The organism is Streptomyces sp. NPDC048411, assembly GCF_040704695.1.
Lineage (GTDB): Bacteria > Actinomycetota > Actinomycetes > Streptomycetales > Streptomycetaceae > Streptomyces.
In genome coordinates this window covers 1-22,873 of record NZ_JBEZKL010000093.1, presented here as the reverse complement: position 1 = coordinate 22,873, position 22,873 = coordinate 1, and the positions used below count along the sequence as shown (strand labels likewise).

General features: G+C 69.3%; 18 protein-coding genes and 1 pseudogene. 10 read left to right on the top strand and 9 right to left on the bottom strand.

All coding sequences use genetic code 11. From position 1 onward, the window contains the following. Positions 1-52 precede the first annotated feature (52 nt). Positions 53-559 (bottom strand): hypothetical protein, encoded by a 507-nt coding sequence (locus AB0915_RS27135; protein ID WP_358859343.1) that lies wholly within the window; start codon positions 557-559, stop codon positions 53-55. A 290-nt stretch (positions 560-849) separates the two neighbouring features. On the opposite strand from AB0915_RS27135, the gene AB0915_RS27130 reads away from it, so the two are divergent. From AB0915_RS27130 to AB0915_RS27120, 3 genes and pseudogenes are all read left to right on the top strand, one after another. After that, complete coding sequence (locus AB0915_RS27130) at positions 850-1,266, top strand: Rv3235 family protein (RefSeq protein ID WP_366693558.1); 417 nt, start codon at positions 850-852, stop codon at positions 1,264-1,266. A 199-nt stretch (positions 1,267-1,465) separates the two neighbouring features. Then, positions 1,466-1,741: pseudogene (locus AB0915_RS27125) on the top strand (leucine zipper domain-containing protein); the annotation flags it as partial. A gap of 456 nt (positions 1,742-2,197) precedes the next feature. Further along, entirely contained in the window at positions 2,198-3,442 is a 1,245-nt protein-coding gene (locus AB0915_RS27120) for an IS110 family transposase (protein ID WP_366693563.1), read from the top strand. Between the two features lie 222 nt (positions 3,443-3,664). Here AB0915_RS27120 and secA read toward each other — a convergent pair whose 3' ends face one another. Beyond that, the gene (gene secA / locus AB0915_RS27115) at positions 3,665-6,490 is read right to left on the bottom strand and encodes a preprotein translocase subunit SecA (protein WP_366693557.1); all 2,826 of its coding nucleotides are present in this window, start codon (positions 6,488-6,490) and stop codon (positions 3,665-3,667) included. Between the two features lie 240 nt (positions 6,491-6,730). Between secA and AB0915_RS27110 the strand changes: the two genes are divergently transcribed. Both AB0915_RS27110 and AB0915_RS27105 read left to right on the top strand, forming a co-directional pair. Continuing rightward, positions 6,731-7,354, top strand: a complete 624-nt coding sequence (locus tag AB0915_RS27110) for a GNAT family N-acetyltransferase (protein WP_366693556.1) — start codon at positions 6,731-6,733, stop codon at positions 7,352-7,354. 34 nt (positions 7,355-7,388) lie between these two features. Next, a complete protein-coding gene (locus AB0915_RS27105) occupies positions 7,389-8,564 on the top strand; it encodes a crosslink repair DNA glycosylase YcaQ family protein (RefSeq protein WP_366693555.1) in 1,176 nt (391 codons plus the stop codon). 15 nt (positions 8,565-8,579) lie between these two features. On the opposite strand, the gene AB0915_RS27100 is transcribed toward AB0915_RS27105, so the two are convergent. The 7 genes from AB0915_RS27100 to mtnA form a co-directional block, all read right to left on the bottom strand. Further along, on the bottom strand, positions 8,580-9,332 hold the full coding sequence (locus AB0915_RS27100; protein WP_366693554.1) for a response regulator transcription factor: 753 nt from the start codon (positions 9,330-9,332) through the stop codon (positions 8,580-8,582). A 186-nt stretch (positions 9,333-9,518) separates the two neighbouring features. After that, on the bottom strand, positions 9,519-10,208 hold the full coding sequence (gene raiA, locus AB0915_RS27095) for a ribosome-associated translation inhibitor RaiA (RefSeq protein ID WP_366693553.1): 690 nt from the start codon (positions 10,206-10,208) through the stop codon (positions 9,519-9,521). A gap of 322 nt (positions 10,209-10,530) precedes the next feature. Beyond that, positions 10,531-11,262 (bottom strand): ComF family protein, encoded by a 732-nt coding sequence (locus AB0915_RS27090; RefSeq protein WP_366693552.1) that lies wholly within the window; start codon positions 11,260-11,262, stop codon positions 10,531-10,533. Between the two features lie 149 nt (positions 11,263-11,411). Continuing rightward, complete coding sequence (locus AB0915_RS27085) at positions 11,412-13,229, bottom strand: LpqB family beta-propeller domain-containing protein (RefSeq protein ID WP_366693562.1); 1,818 nt, start codon at positions 13,227-13,229, stop codon at positions 11,412-11,414. A gap of 34 nt (positions 13,230-13,263) precedes the next feature. After that, positions 13,264-15,288: an MtrAB system histidine kinase MtrB gene (gene mtrB, locus AB0915_RS27080; protein ID WP_366693551.1), complete on the bottom strand. Its 2,025-nt coding sequence runs from the start codon at positions 15,286-15,288 to the stop codon at positions 13,264-13,266. Between the two features lies 1 nt (position 15,289). After that, on the bottom strand, positions 15,290-15,979 hold the full coding sequence (gene mtrA / locus AB0915_RS27075) for a two-component system response regulator MtrA (protein WP_007448372.1): 690 nt from the start codon (positions 15,977-15,979) through the stop codon (positions 15,290-15,292). Between the two features lie 4 nt (positions 15,980-15,983). After that, positions 15,984-17,126: an S-methyl-5-thioribose-1-phosphate isomerase gene (gene mtnA / locus AB0915_RS27070; RefSeq protein ID WP_366693550.1), complete on the bottom strand. Its 1,143-nt coding sequence runs from the start codon at positions 17,124-17,126 to the stop codon at positions 15,984-15,986. A gap of 140 nt (positions 17,127-17,266) precedes the next feature. Between mtnA and AB0915_RS27065 the strand changes: the two genes are divergently transcribed. Genes AB0915_RS27065 through AB0915_RS27045 form a run of 5 tightly spaced genes read left to right on the top strand, consistent with a single transcriptional unit; the run spans position 17,267 to position 22,717 of the window. After that, positions 17,267-18,469: a hypothetical protein gene (locus AB0915_RS27065; RefSeq protein WP_366693549.1), complete on the top strand. Its 1,203-nt coding sequence runs from the start codon at positions 17,267-17,269 to the stop codon at positions 18,467-18,469. Positions 18,470-18,473: 4 nt separating this feature from the next. After that, on the top strand, positions 18,474-19,163 hold the full coding sequence (locus AB0915_RS27060; protein ID WP_366693548.1) for a DUF4129 domain-containing protein: 690 nt from the start codon (positions 18,474-18,476) through the stop codon (positions 19,161-19,163). Continuing rightward, positions 19,160-20,398, top strand: a complete 1,239-nt coding sequence (locus tag AB0915_RS27055; RefSeq protein ID WP_366693547.1) for a DUF4350 domain-containing protein — start codon at positions 19,160-19,162, stop codon at positions 20,396-20,398. The genes AB0915_RS27060 and AB0915_RS27055 overlap by 4 nt, the downstream gene beginning before the upstream one ends. After that, positions 20,395-21,396: a MoxR family ATPase gene (locus tag AB0915_RS27050; protein WP_366693546.1), complete on the top strand. Its 1,002-nt coding sequence runs from the start codon at positions 20,395-20,397 to the stop codon at positions 21,394-21,396. Before AB0915_RS27055 ends, AB0915_RS27050 begins: the two co-directional genes overlap by 4 nt. Before the next feature lie 10 nt (positions 21,397-21,406). Further along, positions 21,407-22,717 carry a DUF58 domain-containing protein gene (locus AB0915_RS27045; protein ID WP_366693561.1) on the top strand — a complete coding sequence of 437 codons (1,311 nt, stop codon included), beginning with the start codon at positions 21,407-21,409 and terminating at the stop codon, positions 22,715-22,717. Positions 22,718-22,873: the final 156 nt, after the last annotated feature.

The following is a 22,873-nucleotide window of genomic DNA, read 5'->3' as shown; positions in this document are numbered from 1 at the left end:
GGAGAGAAAGTACCTGCCGGGTACGACAACGGGTCAGTCGGTCAGATACGGGTCAGCCGATCAGGTTGGGAATCTCCTGCACCCCGAACCAGAGCAGTTCGTGGTCCTCGGCACCGTCCACGGTGAACTGCGCGTCGTCGTCCCCGAGGTCCGCCGCGCCGAGCACCGCGGCGGCCGCCGCCACGTCCTTCTCCGCGTCGTCCGCGTCGACATGCACTGCGGCCGCCTTCTTGAGCGCCACCGCGGACGCGATCCGCACCTCGCCGAGCGACGAGGGATCGAGGCTGTGGTCGGGGTCGGCGACGGCTTCCCCGTCCGGTACGTCGACGGCGACGACCACGCGCCTGCGGACGGCACCCGGGTCCCCGGCGATCATCCGCAACGAGGCGGACGCGGCCCGGTTGAGCGCCGCGTACTCCAACTCCTCGATGTCGTCGGAGACGTACCACTCGCGGAGCGCGGGAGTGACCGCGTACGCGGTCAGCGGACCGGGGCCGACCTCGCCCGCCCGGTGCGCCGCTGCGAGACCGGAGAGGGTCAGGGGGACGTACACGCGCATGGCTGGCCGCTTTCGTAGTCGGAAGACGCTCTCAGGATACGTGCGACGTCCCCCATCGGGGTTACGGGTACGACCTCCGGCCCGTCCACCCCACGCGCGCAATTCACCCCTCACAACGCCCCCACGCACGTTGCGAAACCTCGCCCGTCACCCGGATAGGTGAACCTCTGGGACCACACCCGGCGCCCCGACGGTGCTTGCGGCCGCGTACGCCACCGCCGTAGAAGATCCCCAGCAGAAGTTACTGCCCGGTAGATAACCGGGCCTCGGATCAACGGGGGCAATGAACGATGAGCGTGAACAGGACCCGGCCCGCCGGACGTCACGACCAGCGCAGGCCCGAAGCCGTACCGGCGCAGCGCCGCCGGACAGCGCAGCGGATGCGCCCGCACCACTGGTTCGCGGAACGCCTCCTCGCGGTTCTCAGCGGCCAGCGACCGGTCCACTGGATGCTCGGCCACACGATCGGCGAGGCCTACGACCAACTGGCCGAACTGGCCCCGGCAACCCCGCTCAGGGCCCGCGGGGTCCGCCCGGTGGTACGCCGCTGCCACGGCGCCCAGCCCGCACCGGGAGTGGTGGAAGCGTACGCGAGCATCGCGGCGGGCGAAGAGGTACGCGCCATGGCCTTCCGCCTGGAACAGGGCCCGGACCTGCGCTGGCGCTGCGCAGCGGTAGAGCTGGGCGGCACCAAGTCCGGCAGCTGAGGCGAGACCCCGGCACCCACCACTCGCAGCACAGCGCGACCCCAGCAGCGATCCCCGAGCCCGTCCGGCGCTTCACGCCCTAGGCGTTCTGTCCACGGAGGTTGGTGACGGGGTTCACGGTGGGGTGATCTTGAACGAGTGAGGGCCTTCCGGGTTCGGTGTGGATTGCGACATCACCACCGACCAGCAGAAGGCCCTCATGCCCCACCGTAATGCACCCCTGACCGAGACCGGACGCCTGCGTCTGGCCCGCTGCGTCGTCGAGGACGGCTGGACCCTGCGCCGGGCTGCCGAACGCTTCCAGGTCTCGCCCACGACGGCTCAGCGGTGGGCCGGCCGCTACCGCGAGCTGGGCGAGGCAGGCATGACCGACCGGTCCTCGCGCCCGCACCACAGCCCGCGCCGGACCCCGACCCGTACCGAGCGGCGCATCATCAAGGTCCGCCTCCTGCGCCGGTGGGGACCGGCCCGCGTCCCCAACCCAATCCGGTATTAGCGGTGCTCGGTGGCCGGGCAGCGTCGGGTGAAGACACCTGTCCCCAACACGGTCCTACAGGCCTTCCGTGAGAGCGGTGCTTCCCGGCACATCCTGGTCACCGCAGTGCCGCCGAGCGGCGGTCACGGGGGCGCCGGGCGGATGCCTTCGTCTGACCGGGCGTTGATGCCTCGAAGCAGATCGGTGGCGTTCTGCGTCCTCGTGGCCGTCAACACTGTCGCCTTGATCACTCGTTGGTGTTGGTGGTGTGAGCCCGCCGCACGGTGACCTCTCGATACGCCCGAGCCGTCTGAGCTCCCGCATAGACCGAGGCCCGTGGGGTGAGCTGGTGCCACGAACGGCTACTGAGGTGGCGGACCGGCCTTCGTGTCGAGTCCTGGGATGAGGTCGCTGCGTGGCCCGCATGTGCTCGTGACCAGCACGAACTTCTGCGCCATGGGGAGGAACATCTTGATTTACTGCGGCATCGACTGGGCGGAACGCACACATGACGTCGCTCTGGTCGACGACGGCGGCCAGTTACTGGCCAAGCGGCACATCACCGATGACGCGGCCGGTTACAAGATCCTTCTGGGCCTGCTTGCCGAGCATGGCGACACCGAGGAGAACCCGATCCCGGTCGCGATCGAGACCTCCCGCGGCCTGCTGGTCGCGGTGCTCAGGACGGGCAAGCGCAAGGTATTCGCGATCAACCCGATGGCCGCCGCCCGCTACCGCGACCGGCACAGCGTCTCGCGCAAGAAGTCCGACCCAGGCGACGCTTTCGTGCTGGCGAACATCCTGCGCACCGACATGCACGCCCACCGGCCGCTGCCGCAGGACAGCGACCTGGCCCGCGCCGTCACCGTCCTGGCCCGCGCCCAGCAGGACGCCACCTGGAACCGCCAGCAGATCGCCAACCAGCTCCGGTCCCTGCTGCGCGAGTACTACCCGGCCGCGCTGGTGGCCTTTGAGCCCTGGAAGAACGGCCTCTGCCGCTCAGAGGCACTTGAGATCCTCAAAGCGGCTCCGACACCATCCCGCGCGGCTTCCCTGACGCGCACGCAGGTGCAGGCCGCGCTCAAGCGAGCCGGCCGCCAACGCGGCATCGCAACACAAGCCGACCGGCTTCGAGAGGTGTTCCGTGCCGACTGGGCCCACCAGCCACCCGCGGTCGAAGACGCGCTTGGCCAGCAGATGCTTGCCCTTGTGGTCCAGCTTGAGGCCGCCTGCACAGCCGCCGACAACCTGGCCAAGGCGGTGGAGGAGGCGTTCCCTCAGCACCCGGACGCTGAGATCATCCTCAGTTTCCCCGGCCTTGGCGTCCAGCTCGGCGCCCGGGTGCTGGCCGAGATCGGCGACGACCACACCCGGTTCGCCGACGCCCGCGGCCTCAAGGCATACGCGGGCTCCTCGCCCATCACCAGGGCCTCGGGCAAGAAGTCGAGCATCACTCGGCGGTGGGTGAAGAACGACCGGCTCAACCACGCCGGCTACCTCTGGGCCTTCTCCGCCATTACCGCTTCACCCGGCGCCAAAGCCCACTGCCGAAGGCGCGGCGACGACCACGGAGACTGGCACGCTGCCGGCCAGAGAAACCTTTTCAACCGTATGCTCGGCCAGCTCTACCACTGCCTCCAGCACCGCGAGCTGTTCGTCGAACAAACCGCCTTCCCCATCGAACTCGCTGCCGCCGCTTGACGAGTTAGAACCCTGAGGTGTCTCACGGGTCAGTACACCTAGCGGGGCCTGCGCGAGCAGGCCCTTCCGGCCCGTCCGGCGCGTGAGGGCAGAACGGCCGCCAGGCGGCCCCGGCACCCCAGCCCGCCCCCGCACACGGCTGGGGCCGGACACCCCTCGGTGCCCGGCCCCAGCCGCCGTACAAAGCAAACTCACGCCCGCAGGACGCAGGCGCAGCCGCACCTACTTCTTCCGGCGCCGCCCCCCGCCACCGCTCTTCTGCGCCTTGCGCCGCTCCGCCCGGGTGAGCCCGTCCGACTCCGACCCGGCCCCACCGTCACCGTTGGCGAAGTCGCCCTCGACGACACCGCCCTCCCCGTCCACCGTGGGGGCCGAGAAGTGCAGCCGGTCCGGCCGCTGCGGAGCGTCGAGCCCCTTGGCGCGGATCTCCGGACGCGCCGCAGCCGGAACCGTGGCGTCCTCCTTGGCCAGCGAGGTCCGCTCGGCCGCGTCCTGCACCGGAACCTCCTCGACCTGCTGGTCGACCTGGACCTCCAGGTTGAACAGGTAGCCGACGGACTCCTCCTTGATGCCCTCCATCATGGCGTTGAACATGTCGAAGCCCTCGCGCTGATACTCGACCAGCGGGTCCTTCTGCGCCATGGCCCGCAGGCCGATGCCCTCCTGGAGGTAGTCCATCTCGTAGAGGTGCTCACGCCACTTGCGGTCCAGGACGGACAGCACGACGCGCCGCTCCAGCTCACGCATGATGTCCGAGCCGAGCTGCTTCTCGCGCTCGTCGTACTGCTCGTGGATGTCGTCCTTGATGGACTCCGCGATGAAATCGGCGGTGATCCCGGCCCGGTCCCCGGTCGCGTCCTCCAGCTCTTCGACAGTGACCTTCACCGGGTAGAGCTGCTTGAACGCGCCCCACAGCCGGTCGAGGTCCCACTCCTCGGCGAAGCCTTCGGCGGTCTCCTGCCGGATGTAGTCGTCGATGGTGTCGTCCATGAAGTGGCGGATCTGCTCCTGCAGGTCCTCGCCCTCCAGGACGCGACGACGCTCGCCGTAGATGACCTCGCGCTGCCGGTTGAGCACCTCGTCGTACTTCAGGACGTTCTTACGCGTCTCGAAGTTCTGCTGCTCGACCTGCGACTGCGCCGACGCGATCGCCCGCGTCACCATCTTATTCTCGATCGGCACGTCGTCCGGCACGTTCGCCATCGACATCACGCGCTCGACCATCTGCGCCTTGAACAGCCGCATCAGGTCGTCGCCGAGCGAGAGGTAGAAGCGGGACTCGCCCGGGTCGCCCTGACGGCCGGAACGACCGCGCAGCTGGTTGTCGATACGCCGCGACTCGTGCCGCTCCGTACCGAGGACGTACAGCCCGCCGAGCTCCTTGACCTCTTCGAACTCCGCCCTGACGGCCTGCTCGGCCTTCTCCAGCGCGGCGGGCAGCGCGGCCGCCCACTCCTCGACGTGATCGACGGGGTCGAGACCGCGCTGGCGCAGCTCCGCCTCGGCGAGGTCGTCGGGGTTGCCGCCGAGCTTGATGTCCGTACCACGGCCGGCCATGTTCGTCGCCACCGTGACCGCGCCCTTGCGGCCGGCCTGGGCAACGATCGTCGCCTCACGGTCGTGCTGCTTGGCGTTGAGGACCTCGTGCTGCACACCGCGCTTGGAGAGCTGCTGCGAGAGGTACTCGGACTTCTCGACCGAGGTGGTGCCGACCAGGATCGGCTGGCCCTTCTCGTGCTTCTCGGCGATGTCGTCGACGACCGCGGCGAACTTCGCGACCTCGGTCCGGTAGATCAGGTCCGACTGGTCGGCGCGGACCATCGGCCGGTTCGTCGGGATCGGCACGACGCCGAGCTTGTAGATCTGGTGGAACTCGGCGGCCTCGGTCATCGCCGTACCGGTCATGCCGGACAGCTTGCTGTAGAGGCGGAAGAAGTTCTGCAGGGTGATCGTGGCAAGGGTCTGGTTCTCGTCCTTGATGTCCACCCCTTCCTTCGCCTCGATCGCCTGGTGCATGCCCTCGTTGTAGCGGCGGCCGGCGAGGATACGGCCGGTGTGCTCGTCGACGATCATGACTTCGCCGTCGATGACGACGTAGTCCTTGTCCTTCTTGAAGAGTTCCTTGGCCTTGATGGCGTTGTTGAGGTATCCGACGAGCGGGGTGTTCACCGACTCGTAGAGGTTGTCGATGCCGAGCCAGTCCTCGACCTTCGCGACACCGGGCTCGTGGATCGCGACGGTCCGCTTCTTCTCGTCGACCTCGTAGTCGCCGGTCTCCTCGATGCCCTTGAGCGGATTGCCCGCCTCGCCTTTCTTGAGGCGCGTGACCAGCTTGGCGAAGTCGCCGTACCACTTGGTCGCCTGATCGGCCGGGCCGGAGATGATCAGCGGCGTACGGGCCTCGTCGACGAGGATCGAGTCGACCTCGTCGACCACCGCGAAGTTGTGGCCGCGCTGGACGAGCTCGTCCGCGGACCACGCCATGTTGTCGCGAAGGTAGTCGAAGCCGAACTCGTTGTTCGTGCCGTACGTGATGTCGCAGGCGTACTGCTCACGTCGCTGGGCCGGCGTCATGTTCGCGAGGATGCAGCCGACGGTCAGGCCCAGGAACTTGTGGACCCGGCCCATCATCTCGGAGTCACGCTCGGCCAGATAGTCATTGACCGTGATCAGGTGCACGCCCTTACCGGAGAGCGCGTTGAGATACGCGGGCAGGGTGCCGACGAGGGTCTTGCCCTCACCGGTCTTCATCTCGGCCACATAGCCGAGGTGCAGCGCCGCGCCACCCATCATCTGGACGTCGTAGTGGCGCTGTCCGAGTACTCGCTTGGCGGCCTCACGGACCGTCGCGAATGCCTCGGGGAGCAGGTCGTCCAGGCTCTCGCCGTCCGCGTACCGTTCCTTGTACTCGTCGGTGAGGGCCCGCAGCTCGGCGTCGGAGAGGTTGACGAAGTCCTCTTCGATGGAGCTGACCTGGTCCGCGATGCGGTGCAGTTTGCGCAGGATCTTGCCTTCGCCTGCACGCATGAGCTTGTTGAAGACGGACACTGAGGCTGGTCTCCTTGCCGGTCGGGCCTGGCACTGGGTCGTGTGATGGACGCTGGCACGGGCACGGCAGGTGAGCCCCACCGCAACGGCCATCGTAAGCGAGGACCCCGCCGCGCCGGGAGGGCTGCCGCCGCGTTGAGCCCGCTGTGCCCTTACGAGTCAACGGATGGAGGACTCGGAAGGTGCCGGGAAGCGCGAAAACTGGTCGCATCACCGTGGGCACCTCACCAAAATCCGTACATGGAGCCGATCACTCTCACCACCGAACGTCTGCTGCTGCGCCCCTTTCGCCGGAGCGACGCGGACGAGGTGTACGCCGCCTGTCAGGACCCGGACATCCAGCGCTGGACGGTCGTCCCCTCCCCGTACAGCCGGGCCGACGCCGAACTCTTCACGGAGAAGCTGTCCCCCGGCGGCTGGCAGGACGACTCCATGTACAACTTCGCGGTCGTGCGGCGCGACAGCGGGGTTCTGACCGGTGCACTCGGCATCGACCGGCGCACGCTGCCGGGCACGTACGAGGTGGGGTTCTGGACGGCGAAGGAGCACCGCGGTCTCGGCTATACGACGGAGGCGGTACGGACTGCCGCCCACTGGACGTTCACCGCACTCGACGGGGACCGGCTGGAGTGGCGGGCCGAGGTCGGCAATGCGCCCTCGCGGGCCGTCGCGCAGCGGGCGGGCTTCCGCCTGGAGGGCGATCAGCGCTCGGGACTGCTGAACAAGGGCGTGCGGCGGGACACCTGGGTCGGTGCACTGCTCCCCTCCGACCTGGGCCTACAGGGCGTCCACCCGTATCTGCCGGCGAAGTCCCCCGTCGGCGTCCCCGCCCCCGGCCGCACGGTCCGGTCCACCGCTCCGTGAACGAATGTCAGTGCGGCCCTCTAGGGTTCGGTCCATGACGCCTGTGCCGCCTCCCGCTGCCGAACTCTCCGCCGACCAGGCACGCAGGATCGCCCTGCGCGCCCAGGGTCTCCTCGGGGCACAGGACCGCCGGGCAGGGGTGCCGGGCGTGCTGCGGCACCTCGGCGCCGTACAGCTCGACACGATCTCGGTGCTGGCCCGTTCGCACGAGCTGATTCCGTACGCGCGCCTCGGCGCCGTCGGCCGCCGCACGATCGAGGACGCGTACTGGTCGGGTGGCCGCACCTTCGAGTACTGGTCGCATGCGGCGTGCATCCTGCCGGTCGAGGAGTGGCCGCACTTCGCGTTCCGCCGCCGCTCCTACCGCGCGCGCCCGCAGTGGAACCACGATCTGCCCGACGGGGCGTACGACACGGTGATCAAGCAGCTGCGTGCCGAGGGACCGCTGACGGCGACGGAGCTGGGCGGGGCGAAGAACGGCGGGGAGTGGTGGGACTGGTCGGCGTCGAAGGTCGCCGTCGAGCGGGCCCTGATGTACGGCGAAGTGGTGTGCACCGAGCGGCGCGGCTGGAAGCGGGTGTACGACCTCGCGGAGCGTGCGCTGCCCGATGCCGTGCTGCATGACGATCTGGACGACACGGAATGTCTGCGCCGGCTGGTCGCACTCGCCGGGCAGTCCCTGGGGGTCGGCACCCGTACGGACATCGCCGACTACCACCGGCTGAAGGCCGAGCAGTTCGACGCGGTGGTGGCGGACTCCGGGCTGGTGCCGGTGACGGTGGAGGGCTGGGCGAAGCCCGCCTGGGCCGACCCGGCGGCACTGGCTGCGGAGCCGCGCGGACGGCACCGTACGACGCTGCTGTCGCCGTTCGACTCACTGATCTGGGAGCGGGCGCGGACGGAGCGGATCTTCGGCTTCACCCACCGCCTGGAGGCGTACGTCCCCAGGCCCAGGCGGATACATGGCTATTTCGCGATGCCGCTGCTGGCGGGCGGAAAGCTCCAGGGCCGAGTCGATCCGGCGCGCGAGGGCACGACTCTGGTCGCTCGCCAGGTGTCCCTGGCAGGCAGGAAGGCCGTGGCACCGATGGCCGAGGCGCTCGTGGAGGCGGCGGCCTGGGTCGGCTGCACGGCGGTCCGGGTGGAACGGGTGGACGCACCGGAGCTGCGCGAGGCGCTCAGCCAGGAAGTCGCCCGCGCCCTTGGCTGACCCGGCGCACCCGATTCACCTGATCTCCAGGATCTTCTCCCGCATGGCATAGACCACTGCTTCCATCCTGGAGTGCAGCTGCAGCTTCTCCAGAATGTTGCGGACGTGGTTCTTCACGGTGTTCTCGGAAATGAACAGTTCCTTCGCGATATCGCGATTGTTCATGCCTGTGGCAACCAGTTTGAGGACTTCGAGCTCCCGGTCGGTGAGCCGCGGCGCCGGCACCAGTCTGCGCTCGTCGGTCCGCTGGATCATCGACTTGAATTCGGTGAGCAGTTTGGACGCCATGGACGGGCTGATCTGAGACTGCCCGTCGGCGACCGCGCGGATCGCTGTGGCCACCTCGTCGGTGGAGATCTCCTTGAGGAGATAGCCGGTGGCACCCGCCTTGATCGCGTCGTAGAGGTCGGCCTCCTCGTCACTGATCGTCAACATGATGATCTTCGCACTGGGGGCCACCTCCTTGATGGAGGTGCAGGCCTCGATGCCGCCGCGCTTGGGCATCCGTACGTCCATCAGCACGATGTCGGGCAGCAGGTCCGCCGCCTTGTCGACGGCCTCCGCCCCGTCACCCGCCTCGCCGACGACCTGGATGTCCTCCTCCTGGGCGAGGACGATCTCCAGACCTCTGCGGAAGAGCGCATGGTCATCCACCACCAGGACGCGGATCGGCTCCTTGCGGGAACTCTCCGCGTCCGCGCCGGTATCGGCACAGGCAGTGCCGTCAGCATCATTCGCATCGCGCACGGGCCCGAAGGTGTCCGCCATCATTCCTCCCCCTGAAGGCCACGGCCTGAAGTTCACAAGCTGTCCGCCAACGGCACTTCACAGAGCACCGTTTGGCTTGGGACGTCATGATTCCATGCCTGGACGTCAGAGCGGTGGTCCTGTGGTCCCACTCGGGTGCCCCTGGTGGCGTGAATGCGCCCCCAGGGGCACCACCGATGCGGGGCGTCAGCCGCCGAGCGCACCGCCTGCGCCGCCCGCCTCGTCAGCAGCCAGCGGGTCGGTCCTCAGATGAATGACACCGTAGTCGTAGGCGTGCCGTCGGTAGACGACACTGGGTTCCTTCGTCTCGGCATCGACGAACAGATAGAAGTCGTGCCCGACCAGCTCCATCTCGTAGAGCGCCTGATCGAGCAGCATCGGTGCCGCGACGTGCGTCTTCTCGCGCATCACCAGCGGCCCTTCGCCCTGCACCTCGAGCGAGCCGATCCTGGTGGTGGGTACGGACTCTGCCGCGCCCTCGCCGGCCAGGCCACCCTCGCTGTTGAACGACGCCGCACCCGGCACGGTCTCGGCGACTTCGGCAGCGGGAATCCGGCCGTTGCCCCGGCGGCTGTAGCGCTTGTCGTGCTGCTTGCGCAGCCGCGCCTCCAGCTTGCCGGTGGCCAGGTCCAGCGCTGCGTAGGGGTCGGCTGCGGCCGCTTCCGCACGAATGACCGGTCCCCGCGAGCGAAGCGTGATCTCCACCCGGTCGGAACGGTCGGCCTGACGGGGGTTTGGCTCCTTGGACACCTCGACGTCGAGGCTGATCACCTTGCCGTCGAACTTCTGGATCTTGTCCAGCTTCAGCTTCTCGGCCACGTGCTTGCGGAACCGCTCGGGCACCTCGGTCTTGCGGCCCTTGACGACGATGTCCACGCAGAACTCCGTTCCCGGATCGCTCCGCTCGGCGGCGGAGCATCTCCCTTTTGCACCAGGCTCCGGTGATCGCCGGAGCCGCGGACTCGGTGGCTTCGACCTCCTCCTCCCCCATCCGGGAGGTCTCCACCCCACCGACTTTTCAGCTTCTGGGCTACCGGTGAGTTACCTGCCCGAAACCTGGGGGTGCATTCGTCGAGGTCCGGCATTCACCATTCCTCACCACCGAACATAGCCTGCTCGGCCGGATGTCGGCACCCGCTACCCGCACGTACCTCCGTTCAGGGGTCTTTACCCACTCACTACCTGCAACGATGAAAGTTCATTGGCAGTTCCGGTTTGTTTCGAAGGCGGACGGAGATGCTGCAACAACGGCCGCCTGCCGCATTCCGGGACCCTTGTCTTCGCGCAGGCCCGCCGCGTCGATCGCGCGTGCCGCCTCGGCCAGCGAGGCCCCGGTCGTCAGAAGGTCGTCCACAAGCACCACCCGTTCGGTCGCAAGCAGCCGCTCACCACCGGCCACCACCTCCAGCGCGCCCGCCAGATTCTCCTGCCGCTGCCGGGCACCGAGCCCCGACTGATCGGCCACCGTCCGCCGTTGCCGCAGTACGGATGCCACCTGCACCCGCATGCCACCGCGCCGCAGCTCGCCCGCTGCCGACAGCGCGATCCTGCGCGTCGGATCGTGTCCGCGCGCCGCCACCGCCCGCCGCGCGGACGGCACCGGCACGAGCAGCAGTGGTCCCGGCCGACCACCCACCTGCCCCGTCCCGGCCCTTACCGCGCCCGCCAGCGCCCTGCCGAGCTCCCGCGACAGTCCTAGTGCGCCACGCTCCTTATGGGCCAGGAGCGTCGCCCGTACCGCGTTCTCGTACGCCGCGGCGGCATGCACCACCGGCAGTCCGGCCGGCTCCGGCGCCGGCCTCACCCGTCGCGGCACCGGTCCGTGAAGCGCCGCCCGGCAGTCCTCGCACAGCTCGGCCCGCGGTCCGCCGCAGCCACTGCAGGCCACAGGCAGGACCAGACCGGCGATCTCCCGCCACCACCCCCGCATGACTCCACTGTGCGCCCGCAGCACGAACCCGGCCACCCCTGTGGAAAACGCAGCCGCCCCGAACGGGAGGAAGCGCCCGTCGCCACGCGATCAGGGCTGGTCCCGGGCACCCGGCACCGCTGGTCCGAGGACTCCCCAGCCCCCGGGACTCAGCCCGGGTAGACCAGCGACGAGCCCTTCTTGAGCACCGTCTGCCAGTTGTCCCCCGGCGACAGCTTCACTATCCCGTCGTCCTCGGTGTCCGCCATCAGCGGCAGCTGCTCGTCGTCCGCCGCCGCGACCGACGACACTTGATTCGCCCCGGGCAGCACGCCCGACGCCGGTGCCGAACCGTCCGCCTGGACATAGCGCACCTGCTGTACGCCGCCCTGCTCCTTGCCGACCACAACGAGGCGGCTCCGGCCCGACCAGGACATCGCGGTCACGTCCGCCAGCTGCGGCGCGGCCTTCCGCAGCTCCACGACGGAGACGTCCTGCCGGGTGTCCGGATCCCCCTGGCGCTCGATCCGGCCGATCTTCAACGTGGTGTGGCCGTCCTCGGTCAGCAGCAGCGCGATCCGGACACCGTCCGCCGACAGCCGCAGCGCCTCGATCCGCGCGCCGCCCAGGTCCGGCACCCTGACGTTCGACGGCTCGCCCGTACCGCCGGCCAGCCGCAGCAGCCGGCGATCATGCGGATTCCGGTCTGCCACCCAGAGATCACCCCGCCCGTCCCAACTGGGCGCCGACAACCGGTCCTCCGGCTTCTTCGCCCTGCTGGTCACGGCGGGCGCGGGAAGCTCGCCCGCCGAAACGACGGAGGCGACGTACAAAGACGCGCTGTCCTGTGAGACCGCCGCCGCCAGCTGCTCGTCGCGGGCCACGCCGACCGTGCTCATCCGCACCGGTCCGTCACCGAGCGGGCCGGCCACCGGCTCCGGATCACCGCTGCCCTTGGTGCTCCCCGGGATGCGCTGGACATGCCCGTTGTCATCGACGAAGTACTGGCTGTCGGGGCCACCCGAGGAACCGTCCGGCGCGAACTCCTCCGCCTGGCCCGAACCCAGGACACAGAGCGACGAACCGTCAGACCGCTGCAGCTCGACCTGCTCGACCCGTGCGGACGTCAGATCACGCACGGTGTAGAGCACCTGAGAGGCCATCATGCGACAGGAGCGCTGCCCGACGCTGTCCGCCTTCCTGTTGAGCGGAACCTTCAGTACGTTGCGGTCGTCGGGCGCCAGCGCGGTGATGCCCTTACGCAGGACCGTACCGGTGGGGAAGCGGGAATCGACCACCGGCCGCAGCCAGTTGGTCGGTCCCTCGACGAGACTGCGGATCGTCTGTGTCACGGTGTCCATCCCCGTGATCGGATCCGTCCGGTTGCGCACATAGACAGGGTCGGCGACCAGCGTCGACTGATCTGCCGCGGGCCCGGTGGCGAAGTAGTACTTGTTGACGGAGCGGTAGAGCCGCTTGAAGTCGGACTGGCCGAGCAGCAGGCCGTCCGGCACGAAGTCGATGCGCCACTCCTTGCTGCCGTTCTGCTGCACCAGGTGCAGGCTCCGGTTGAAGCCCGTCGGCACGACGGGCTGGTAGGCGCTCTGCGCGTCCACCGTCGCCACCTTCTCGCCGGTCAGCGTGAAGGTGAGCTCCGTACTGCTGCGGTCGCTGTCGCGGACCGGGCGCGGGCTCCGGTTCGGCGCCTTGGAGAGCACCGTGGTGAACGCGCTCGGCTTCCAGGTGCGCGACGCCTCCTTCGTCAGGTACTTCCGGGTCGTCCGGAAGCCTGGGTCGTCACTGGTCATGGACTCCAGGAAGCCGTCGACCACCTCAGCCGGAGTGGCGTTTTCGCGGGGCGCCACCGCGTACACCTGTACCTGGGAGTCGCCGGGCTGCGAGGCGTCAACCGCCTTGATGTCCCCGGTGACGGGCATCGAGCCGCACGCGGACAGCAGCACGACGCCGCATCCCAGCAGAGCGATCATCCCCACCGCACGTCCACGGCCGCCCTCACGACGGTCAGCGCCCACGAGTCGTGTCCTCCCGATCCGGGTCCTGCGCAGCAGAGTCGATGGTGTCGCCCGGCCGGTCCTCGGCTGGGCGGGCGACCACACGGGCGCCGTTGCCCGGCAGGGCGGCCGGATTCACCGACGCAGGCGCCGTCCGGGGAGCCGCAGGGGCGCGCGCGGATACAGGCAGTGGCGAACGGTCCGGGCCGCCCAGCTGGGTCGGCACCGCCGTGAGCCGGTGCTCCCTCCCGGTCGTACCGACGTCAGCGGTCAGCTCCTGGCTCTCCCGGTTACGTCGCGAGTCCTCGGGCTCCAGCGGTATCGGGGAGCCGCGCAGCGGCTCGTCCGCCGTACGCGGCAGCGTCAGCCGGAACTGCGAACCGCCGCCCGGCTCGCCCCATGCCTGCAGCCAGCCGCCGTGCAGCCGGGCGTCCTCGACGGCGATCGACAGTCCGAGACCGGTGCCGCCGGTCGTCCGTGCCCGCGCCGGGTCGGCGCGCCAGAACCGGTTAAAGACCCGGGTCGCCTCGCCGGGCTTGAGTCCCACGCCATAGTCCCGGACGGCGACGGCGACCGCGCCTCCGGCCACCCCCATCCGCACCACGACGTCCCGGCCCTCACCGTGCTCGACGGCGTTGACGACAAGATTGCGCAGCACGCGCTCGACCCGCCGCGCGTCGGCCTCCGCGATCACCGGCTGCTCGTCGCCGACCACCCGGATCCGGGTGCCCTTGCGGTCGGCGAGCGGCTCGGCGCCGCCGATCACGCGCCGGACGACCTGCCGCAGGTCGATCGGTTCGGCCTCCAGCGCGGCGGCACCCGCATCGAACCGGCTGATCTCCAGCAGGTCGGAGAGCAGCGACTCGAACCGGTCGAGCTGATCGCCGAGCAGTTCAGCGGAGCGCGCGGTCACCGGATCGAAGTCGACGCGTGCCTCATGGATGACATCGGCGGCCATACGTACGGTCGTGAGCGGCGTCCGCAGCTCGTGCGAGACGTCCGAGACGAAGCGTCGCTGCATCCGGGAAAGCTCCTCCAGCTGCTGGATCTTCAGCTGAAGGTTCTGGGCCATCTTGTTGAAGGCCTCACCGAGCCGGGCGATGTCGTCCTCGCCGGTGACCTTCATGCGCTCCTGGAGCCTGCCCGCGGAGAGCCGCTCGGCGATCCCCGCGGCCATCCGTACGGGGGTGACGACCTGCCGCACCACGAACCAGGCGATGGCGCCGAGCAGCACGACCACGAACAGTCCAGCAGTCGCCAGCGTGGTCTTGACCAGGGTCAGGGACTTCTCCTCCTGCGTCAGCGGGAAGAGGTAGTAGAGCTGGTACGGGTTGTGGTCGATGTCGTAGAGACGCTTGCCGACGACAAGCCCGGGCTGCGACTCCTGCCCGTTCGCATACCGGATCAGGGAGTACGTCTGGAACGCGCCGGGCCCTTTGTCCACCGCCTCCCGCAGGCTCTGCGGAATGCTGGCCGCTTCGACACTGCCCGAGCCGCGTGGCGCACGGCTGCCCTCGTCGGCGCTGAGCGCCACCACGTTGAAGGCGTTCTTGCCGCCGCTGGCGAGCTGGTCGACGAGCTCCGTCCGCCACGAGTTGTTGGCGGTCGCGCCGTCCCCGGCGTCACCGTCCTGCCCACCGGGGGTGAGCGGAGCATTCGCCTTGTCCTGGGCCGCCGCGAAACCGCCGGCGGCCTGCGTCTGGGCAGCCTTGCCCTTCGCGTCGAGCAGACCGTTGCGGACCTGCCCGATCACGACCAGGCCGAGGAGCAGCACGACACCGAGAGACATGAGCAGCGTGCCCGCGACGACCCGCAGCTGCAGGTTGCGCCGCCACAGCCGGACGGCGGGCAGCAGCGGACGCCGCACCCAGCGCATCAGCAGTCGCGGCACAGGACCGCCGGGCGCCCGGTCGTGGAACAACCGGCCGCCCTGCAGAAGACGTCCGAACGCGGACGTCCTGTGTCCGGAACCGGTAGCCCGCCCCGTCCGGACTCCCGGCTCCCCGGGCTTCGGGGCAGCGCTACCCAGGGACACGTCAGCTCGGTCCGGCCTTGTAGCCGACGCCTCGGACGGTCACCACGATCTCCGGCCGTTCCGGGTCCTTCTCGACCTTGGAACGCAGCCGCTGGACATGCACATTCACCAGCCGGGTGTCGGCGGCGTGGCGGTATCCCCACACCTGCTCGAGCAGCACCTCACGGGTGAAGACCTGCCACGGCTTGCGGGCGAGCGCGACCAGCAGGTCGAACTCCAGCGGGGTCAGGGCGATCGACTGCCCCTCCCGCTTCACCGAGTGACCGGCCACATCGATGACCAGGTCCCCGATGGTCAGCTGTTCCGGTGCCGGCTCCTCGGACCTGCGCAGACGTGCCCTGATCCGGGCAACCAACTCCTTAGGTTTGAACGGCTTGACGATGTAGTCGTCGGCCCCTGACTCCAGGCCCACCACCACATCGACGGTGTCACTCTTGGCGGTGAGCATGACGATCGGCACACCCGACTCGGCCCTGATCAATCTGCAGACCTCGATGCCGTCCCGTCCGGGCAGCATGAGATCGAGCAGGACCAGGTCCGGCTTGGCCTCTCGAAATGCGGCAAGTGCCTTGTCGCCGTCCGCTACGAACGACGGCTCAAACCCTTCACCACGCAGCACAATCCCGAGCATCTCGGCCAGTGCGGTGTCGTCGTCGACGACAAGGACGCGTCCCTTCATAATCGACATCATCCCATTAGCTAATCGTTACCTGCGATGATCTGGCACACAGCTCTGCCAGTCCGACCCCCGTGACCGGGGAAACTATGCCCTCCTCCATGACGATCGCCGTGATCAGTTCCGGCGGCGTGATGTCGAATGCGGGGTTGTATGCCTGGGTTCCCAGCGGCGCGACAGTCAGTCCGCCCGCTTCCCCGCCCGCCCCGATCCGGGACAATGTGAGCTCCGTCACTTCCCGCCCGGGGCGCTGCTCCACGATGACCGATGCCCCGTCCGGAGTCTGCAGATCCACGGTCGTGGTCGGCGCCACCACAATGAACGGCACGTGGTGGTACTTGGCAAGCACCGCCAGCGGATAACTCCCGACCTTGTTCGCCACGGACCCGTCCGCAACAATGCGATCGGCCCCGATGAGCACAGCATCCACCTCCCCCGCGGCGAACAGCGAACCCGCGGCATTGTCCGTGAGCAAGCTGTACGCCATCCCGTGGCGCGCCGCCTCGTACGCGGTCAGCCGGGCCCCCTGAAGCAGCGGCCGCGTCTCGTCCACCCAAAGCCGTCGCAGCTGTCCGGCCCGGTGCGCCCCGAGCGCCACAGCAAAGGCGGTGCCCTCACCGCCCGAGACGAGCGCCCCCGAATTGCAGTGGGTCAGAAGCTGATGCCCGCCGCCCGGCAGCAGCTCTTCGAGGAGCGCGAGCCCGTACTGCGCCATGCGCCGACTGGCCTCGGCATCCTCCCGGTGCAGCGCCTCGGCCTCCGCCAAGGCCACCGCGGCCGCCCGCTGCGCATCCTCGCCCTTGTCCAGCGCCGCCCAGTACGCCCGCGCCGCACGCCGCACCCCGTACCCGAGGTTCACCGCGGTGGGCCGCGCCCGCTCCAACAGCCCAGAAGCCTCTGCCATGTCGTCGCCTCGGGCCGCGGCCAGAGCGACCCCGTAGGCCCCCGCAATGCCCAGTAGCGGCGCCCCACGCACGGCCAGCGTCTGAATGGCCCGCACCAGTGCCGGCACATCCGTACACAGCAGTTCGACCTCCTCGGCGGGCAACCGAGTCTGGTCGAGAAGCGCCACTGCGGGGCCTTCCGTGGGCTCGGCCCAGCGGATGGAGGGAAGCGCGGAAGGCTCGATGCCCACCGGCGATTGCGCGTCCTGATCAGCCATCCGCCCAGTCTGCACCGTGAGCCGCCCCCACATGAAGGTAAGACGGTGATGGAGCACCCGGCCCGTACCGGAGCAACGCGTGGCACGATGGCTGCCAACCTGCCGCCCCGATGAGCGAACAGGACCGTGAAGGAGCGAGAATGAACGACACTCCGGGCTGGGCCTCGCCCGGATCCGCCCCCTCCGACGGCCAGGAGGCGGGCGTCCCCCGGCCGTCCGAGCCCATCGACGGCAGCGGCCATGCGGGAAACTGGTCTTCCACGCAACCGCCGGCAGGGCAGTGGTCCCCACCAGGCCCCTCCGGCACCGGCCCCGGCGCACCGCCACCCGCCCCCGGCTGGGGCGGCAGGCCGCAGGCAGTCGGCTGGGCTCAGCCGCCCGCTGCCGCGAAGCCCGGGGTCATCCCGCTCCGCCCGCTCGGCGTCGGAGAGATCCTCGACGGTGCGGTGTCCACGATGCGCGCCCACTGGCGCACGGTCCTCGGCATCACCCTCACCGTCTCCGTCATCGCCCAGGTCACGATCATCCTCGTGCAGCGCTATCTGCTGCCGGAACCCGCCTCGGTCGACCCGAACGCAACCGGCGCGGAGGCACTCCGCCAGGCCGCCGACTCCATGCAGTCGAGCCTGATCTACAGCGCGCCGTCGACGCTCGTCACCCTGATCGCGACGCTCTTCACCACCTCCGTGCTCACCATCGTGATCAGCCGCTCGGTGATGGGCCGTTCCATCACGCTCTCCGAGGCGTGGACCGAGGCCCGGCCCCGCCTCCTTCAGTTGCTCGGCCTGACCCTGCTCCTGACCCTGATGACCGCCGCCATCATGGCGGTGGGCGTGCTCCCGGGCGTGCTGATCGGCTCCACCGCCGGCGTCGCTCTCGCCCTCCTCGGATTCCTGGCAGCCACCGCTGTCATCATCTGGCTGATGGTCCGCTTCTGCCTCGCCTCGCCGGCACTGATGCTGGAGCGGCAGTCGATCACCGTCTCGATGCGCCGCTCCGCAAAACTGGTGCGGGGCGCCTGGTGGCGGACGTTCGGCATCCTGATCCTCACCTCGCTGCTGACACTGATCGTGACCCTGATCATCGCGATCCCGTTCGGCATCATCGCGATCGTCATGGACGGCAACGGGATGGGAGCGTTCCTCACCGGGAAGCCCACCGACTTCGGCTGGCCGTTCCTGATCATCTCCGGTATCGGCGAGGTGGTCATCTCGACGATCACCTACCCGCTCTCCGCCGGTGTGATGGCCCTGCTCTACGTGGACCAGCGCATCCGTCGCGAGGCACTCGACCTCGAACTCGCCCGGGCCGCAGGCCTGCCCGGCTACGACACCAGGAGCTGATGCCGTGTCGGGGGCGGGGGGCGCGACAACAGCACGACTGCTGATCCACGCGAGCAGCGACATACCGGTGGACACTCCACGCGTGCCCGCCCGCGAGGCGGCGAGGCACGAACTGTCCAAACCGATGTACCACGAGAACGACCCGAACCTCCTCCAGCGCGGTCTCGACCGCCTCTGGGCGTGGCTCGGCGATCTCTTCTCCGCAGCCTCGAGCACCGCCCCCGGCGGACCGCTCGGGCTGATCGTCCTCTTGCTGGTCGTCATCGCTCTGGCCGCCGCCCTCTGGTGGCGGCTGGGCACCCCGCAACGCACCGCCCGCCCCACCGACGCCCTGTTCGACGAGAGCCCCCGCAGCGCCGCCGAACACCGGACCGCCGCCGAGGCACACGCTGCCGCCCACCGCTGGGACGAGGCCGTCCAGGAACGCATGCGCGCCATCGTCCGCTCGTTGGAGGAGCGCGCCCTGCTCGACCCCCGCCCCGGCCGCACCGCTGACGAAGCCGCCACCGAGGCAGGCCACTCGCTGCCGGCGCACGCGCTGTCCCTCCGCGCCGCCGCCCGGGAGTTCGACGCCATCACGTACGGCGGCCGGAACACCGACCGGCAGGCGTATCTGACGGTGCGAGACCTCGACCTCGACCTCGAAAACGCCAAGCCCCTGCTGACCGCCCCGGCCCGGGGAGCGGCCGAATGACCGCGCCCACTATCACCTCCGCCGCGCCGCCTACCTCGGTCTCCGCAACCCCGCGCCAGGTCTGGACCCGCACTCGCGGCCTGGTGCTCGCTCTTCTCCTTCTCATAGCAGCCGGAATCGTCCTGGCCACCGCACACTCCGGTGCCCAGCACGGCCGACTCAACCCCCGCTCGGCCGATCAGCACGGAAGCCGGGCCGTCGCCGAACTCCTCAAGGACCGCGGCGTCTCCGTACAGGTGGCCACCACACTCGAGGAGGCCACCACCGCGGTCGGCCCGGACACGACCCTGCTCGTCACCACCCCCGATCTGCTGACGCCGGGCCAGCAGAGCAAGCTCCACGCCGCGACCGCCGACTCGGCAGGCCGCACTGTCCTCCTCGCGCCAGGTCGCCCGTCCGTGGACACACTGGTCCCCGGGGTCCGCACGACGTCCACCGGACCGGTTGTCCCTCGTGCACCGCAGTGCCTGCTGCCCGCAGCCCACAGCGCGGGAACCGCCGACACGGGAGGCTTCCGCTACACCGCGGACGGCCTCGAAACCCTCGCCTGCTACCCCAGCGGGGGGCTCCCCACCCTGCTCGTGGTCCAGGAGCAGGCCTCCGGCGACACCATCGTGCTCGGCTCCGCGGACTTCCTCTACAACAGCCGTCTCGACAACCAGGGCAACGCCTCCCTGGCCCTGCAACTTCTCGGCTCCCGCCCACATCTGGTCTGGTACCTCCCCTCGCTCGCTGATCCCTCCGCCACCGGGAACGGCGGAGACAGTGACAACAGCACAGGCCGTGACGACGCCGACAACCACCGCAGCTTCGCCGACCTGATCCCGTCGGGCTGGCTGTGGGGAACCCTGCAACTCGCAGTCGCCGCCGTGCTTGCCGCCATCTGGCGCGCCCGTCGTCTGGGCCCCCTGGTCACTGAACGACTGCCCGTAGCCATTCGCGCCTCCGAATCCACCGAGGGCCGCGCCCGCCTTTACCGCAAGGCGAACGCCCGCGACCGGGCCGCCTCCTCGTTGCGCTCCGCCACTCGCACCCGCATCGCCCCGCTCCTCGGGGTCTCACCCCGCAATGCTCACTCCCCCGCGGTGCTCCTTCCCGCCGTCTCCGCACGCCTCAGCACCATCGAAGGCGACCTCGACGCCGTGCTGTTCGGCACGGCGCCGGCCGATGACACCGCCCTTGTCCGTCTGGCAGACCAACTCGACACCCTCGAAAGAGAGGTACGCACTTCATGAGCGCCCCGCCCCCAGTGCCCGCCGGGACAACCGAGACCGTCGGAAACGACGACGCAGCCCGCGCATCCCTGGAAGCCCTGCGCTCCGAGATCGCCAAGGCCGTGGTCGGCCAGGACCCCGCCGTCACCGGCCTCGTCGTCGCGCTGCTCTGCCGAGGCCACGTTCTTCTGGAAGGCGTACCCGGTGTGGCCAAGACCCTCCTGGTCCGCGCCCTCGCCGCCTCACTCGAGCTCGATACCAAGCGCGTCCAGTTCACCCCCGACCTGATGCCGAGCGACGTCACCGGCTCTCTGGTCTACGACGCCCGTACAGCTGAGTTCTCCTTCCAGCCAGGCCCGGTCTTCACCAACCTCCTTCTGGCCGACGAGATCAACCGCACTCCCCCGAAGACGCAGTCATCGCTTCTGGAAGCGATGGAGGAGCGCCAGGTCACCGTCGACGGAACCCCCCGCCTCCTGCCGGACCCCTTCCTGGTTGCGGCCACTCAGAATCCCGTCGAGTACGAGGGCACGTACCCCCTCCCCGAGGCCCAGCTGGATCGCTTCCTCCTCAAGCTGACGGTGCCACTGCCGTCCCGCGACGAGGAAATCAATGTCCTGACCCGCCATGCCGACGGCTTCAACCCCCGCGACCTGGTCTCAGCAGGCGTCCGCCCCGTCGCAGGCCCTGCCGACCTGGAATCCGCCCGCGCCGCGGTCGCCAAGACCACGGTTTCCCCCGAGATCGCCGCCTATGTCGTCGATATCTGTCGTGCCACGCGTGAATCCCCCTCGCTCTCCCTCGGGGTCTCCCCCCGAGGTACTACCGCCTTGCTCTCCACGGCCCGCGCCTGGGCCTGGTTGACCGGCCGCGACTACGTCATTCCGGACGACGTGAAAGCCCTGGCACTCCCCACGCTCCGCCATCGCATCCACCTGCGCCCCGAGGCGGAGATGGAAGGAGTCACCCCTGACTCCGTCATCACCGCAGTCCTCGCCCACGTCCCCGTACCCCGATGAGGCAGTGACTGTGGCCCTCACCGGACGAACAGCGCTACTCGCCGCTTTGGGGTCACTCCCTGTAGGCATCCTTGCCCCGAGCTGGACGGGCATGCTCGCGGTCAATGCCCCGCTCTCTCTAGCAATTCTGTGCGACTACGCCCTGGCCGCGCCAGTGCGAACGCTCCAGTTCACCCGATCCGGTGACACAACCGTTCGACTCGGCGATAGTGCGGAAGTGCAACTGACCGTAACCAACGCGTCGCGTCGGCGACTGCGCGCGCGTCTCCGCGATGCCTGGCCGCCCAGCAGCTGGCTCAAAGGTACGGAACAGGCGGCGTCCCGCCACAGGCTGGACATCCCGGCAGGTGAACGCCGCCGCCTCACTACGCACCTGCGTCCCACTCGCCGTGGCGACCGCCGAGCCGAACGCATCACCGTACGCTCGTACGGGCCACTGGGCCTGGCAGCCCGGCAGGGCAGTCATCAAGTTCCGTGGACGGTGCGCGTACTGCCGCCGTTCACCAGCCGCAAGCACTTGCCGTCCCGCCTCGCCAGGCTCCGTGAACTGGACGGACGCACCAGCGTCCTCACCCGCGGCGAAGGCACGGAGTTCGACAGCCTCCGCGCCTATGTCCCCGGCGACGACACCCGTTCCATCGACTGGCGGGCAACGGCACGGCAATCGGCCGTCGCAATCCGTACGTGGCGCCCCGAGCGGGACCGCCACATCCTCATCGTCCTTGATACCGGCCGCACCTCGGCAGGCCGAGTCGGTGATGTGCCCCGCCTCGATGCTGCAATGGACGCGACGCTGCTCCTCACGGCTCTCGCTACACGCGCCGGCGACCGTGTGGACCTGCTCGCGTATGACCGCCGCATCCGCGCCCAGGTCCAGGGGCGCGCCGCAGGTGAAGTCCTGTCGGCCATGGTCACTGCAATGGCACCGCTCGAACCTGAACTGGTGGAAACGGACGCCCGAGGACTCGGCGCCGCTGCCCTGGCAAGCGCCCCTCGTCGCTCTCTGCTCGTACTCCTCACCAGCCTGGACGCGGCTCCCATCGAGGAGGGTCTGCTCCCCGTGCTCCCCCAGCTGACTCAGCGCCACACGGTGCTGGTGGCTGCCGTGGCCGACCCGCACATCGAGCAGATGGCCGAGGCCCGGGGCACGGTGGACGCGGTCTACGAGGCGGCAGCGGCGGCCCAGGCCAAAGCTCAGCGGCAGCGCACTGCAGAGCAGCTCCAGCGCCATGGCGTGGTGGTCGTCGACGCCACCCCAGGCCATCTGGCCCCGGCTCTTGCCGATGCCTACCTGGCCCTCAAGGGAACCGGCCGGCTCTGATCCAACACTCCGTGCCAACCACACCACGCACTCACCATGAGGAGCCGTGGTTGTCACCTGTCCGTGAACGCAGAAAAGCCCCGCACCAAAGGTGCGGGGCTTTCCCGGAATAATTGTTCGGCGGCGTCCTACTCTCCCACAGGGTCCCCCCTGCAG

Bases quoted from the DNA above. Each gene is read 5' to 3' on its own strand.
- AB0915_RS27135 (WP_358859343.1), bottom strand. From the start codon at position 559: ATGCGCGTGTACGTCCCCCTGACCCTCTCCGGTCTCGCAGCGGCGCAC.
- AB0915_RS27130 (WP_366693558.1), top strand. From the start codon at position 850: ATGAGCGTGAACAGGACCCGGCCCGCCGGACGTCACGACCAGCGCAGG.
- AB0915_RS27120 (WP_366693563.1), top strand. From the start codon at position 2,198: ATGGGGAGGAACATCTTGATTTACTGCGGCATCGACTGGGCGGAACGC.
- AB0915_RS27110 (WP_366693556.1), top strand. From the start codon at position 6,731: ATGGAGCCGATCACTCTCACCACCGAACGTCTGCTGCTGCGCCCCTTT.
- AB0915_RS27105 (WP_366693555.1), top strand. From the start codon at position 7,389: ATGACGCCTGTGCCGCCTCCCGCTGCCGAACTCTCCGCCGACCAGGCA.
- AB0915_RS27100 (WP_366693554.1), bottom strand. From the start codon at position 9,332: ATGGCGGACACCTTCGGGCCCGTGCGCGATGCGAATGATGCTGACGGC.
- AB0915_RS27090 (WP_366693552.1), bottom strand. From the start codon at position 11,262: ATGCGGGGGTGGTGGCGGGAGATCGCCGGTCTGGTCCTGCCTGTGGCC.
- AB0915_RS27085 (WP_366693562.1), bottom strand. From the start codon at position 13,229: ATGATCGCTCTGCTGGGATGCGGCGTCGTGCTGCTGTCCGCGTGCGGC.
- mtrA (WP_007448372.1), bottom strand. From the start codon at position 15,979: ATGATGTCGATTATGAAGGGACGCGTCCTTGTCGTCGACGACGACACC.
- mtnA (WP_366693550.1), bottom strand. From the start codon at position 17,126: ATGGCTGATCAGGACGCGCAATCGCCGGTGGGCATCGAGCCTTCCGCG.
- AB0915_RS27065 (WP_366693549.1), top strand. From the start codon at position 17,267: ATGAACGACACTCCGGGCTGGGCCTCGCCCGGATCCGCCCCCTCCGAC.
- AB0915_RS27055 (WP_366693547.1), top strand. From the start codon at position 19,160: ATGACCGCGCCCACTATCACCTCCGCCGCGCCGCCTACCTCGGTCTCC.
- AB0915_RS27050 (WP_366693546.1), top strand. From the start codon at position 20,395: ATGAGCGCCCCGCCCCCAGTGCCCGCCGGGACAACCGAGACCGTCGGA.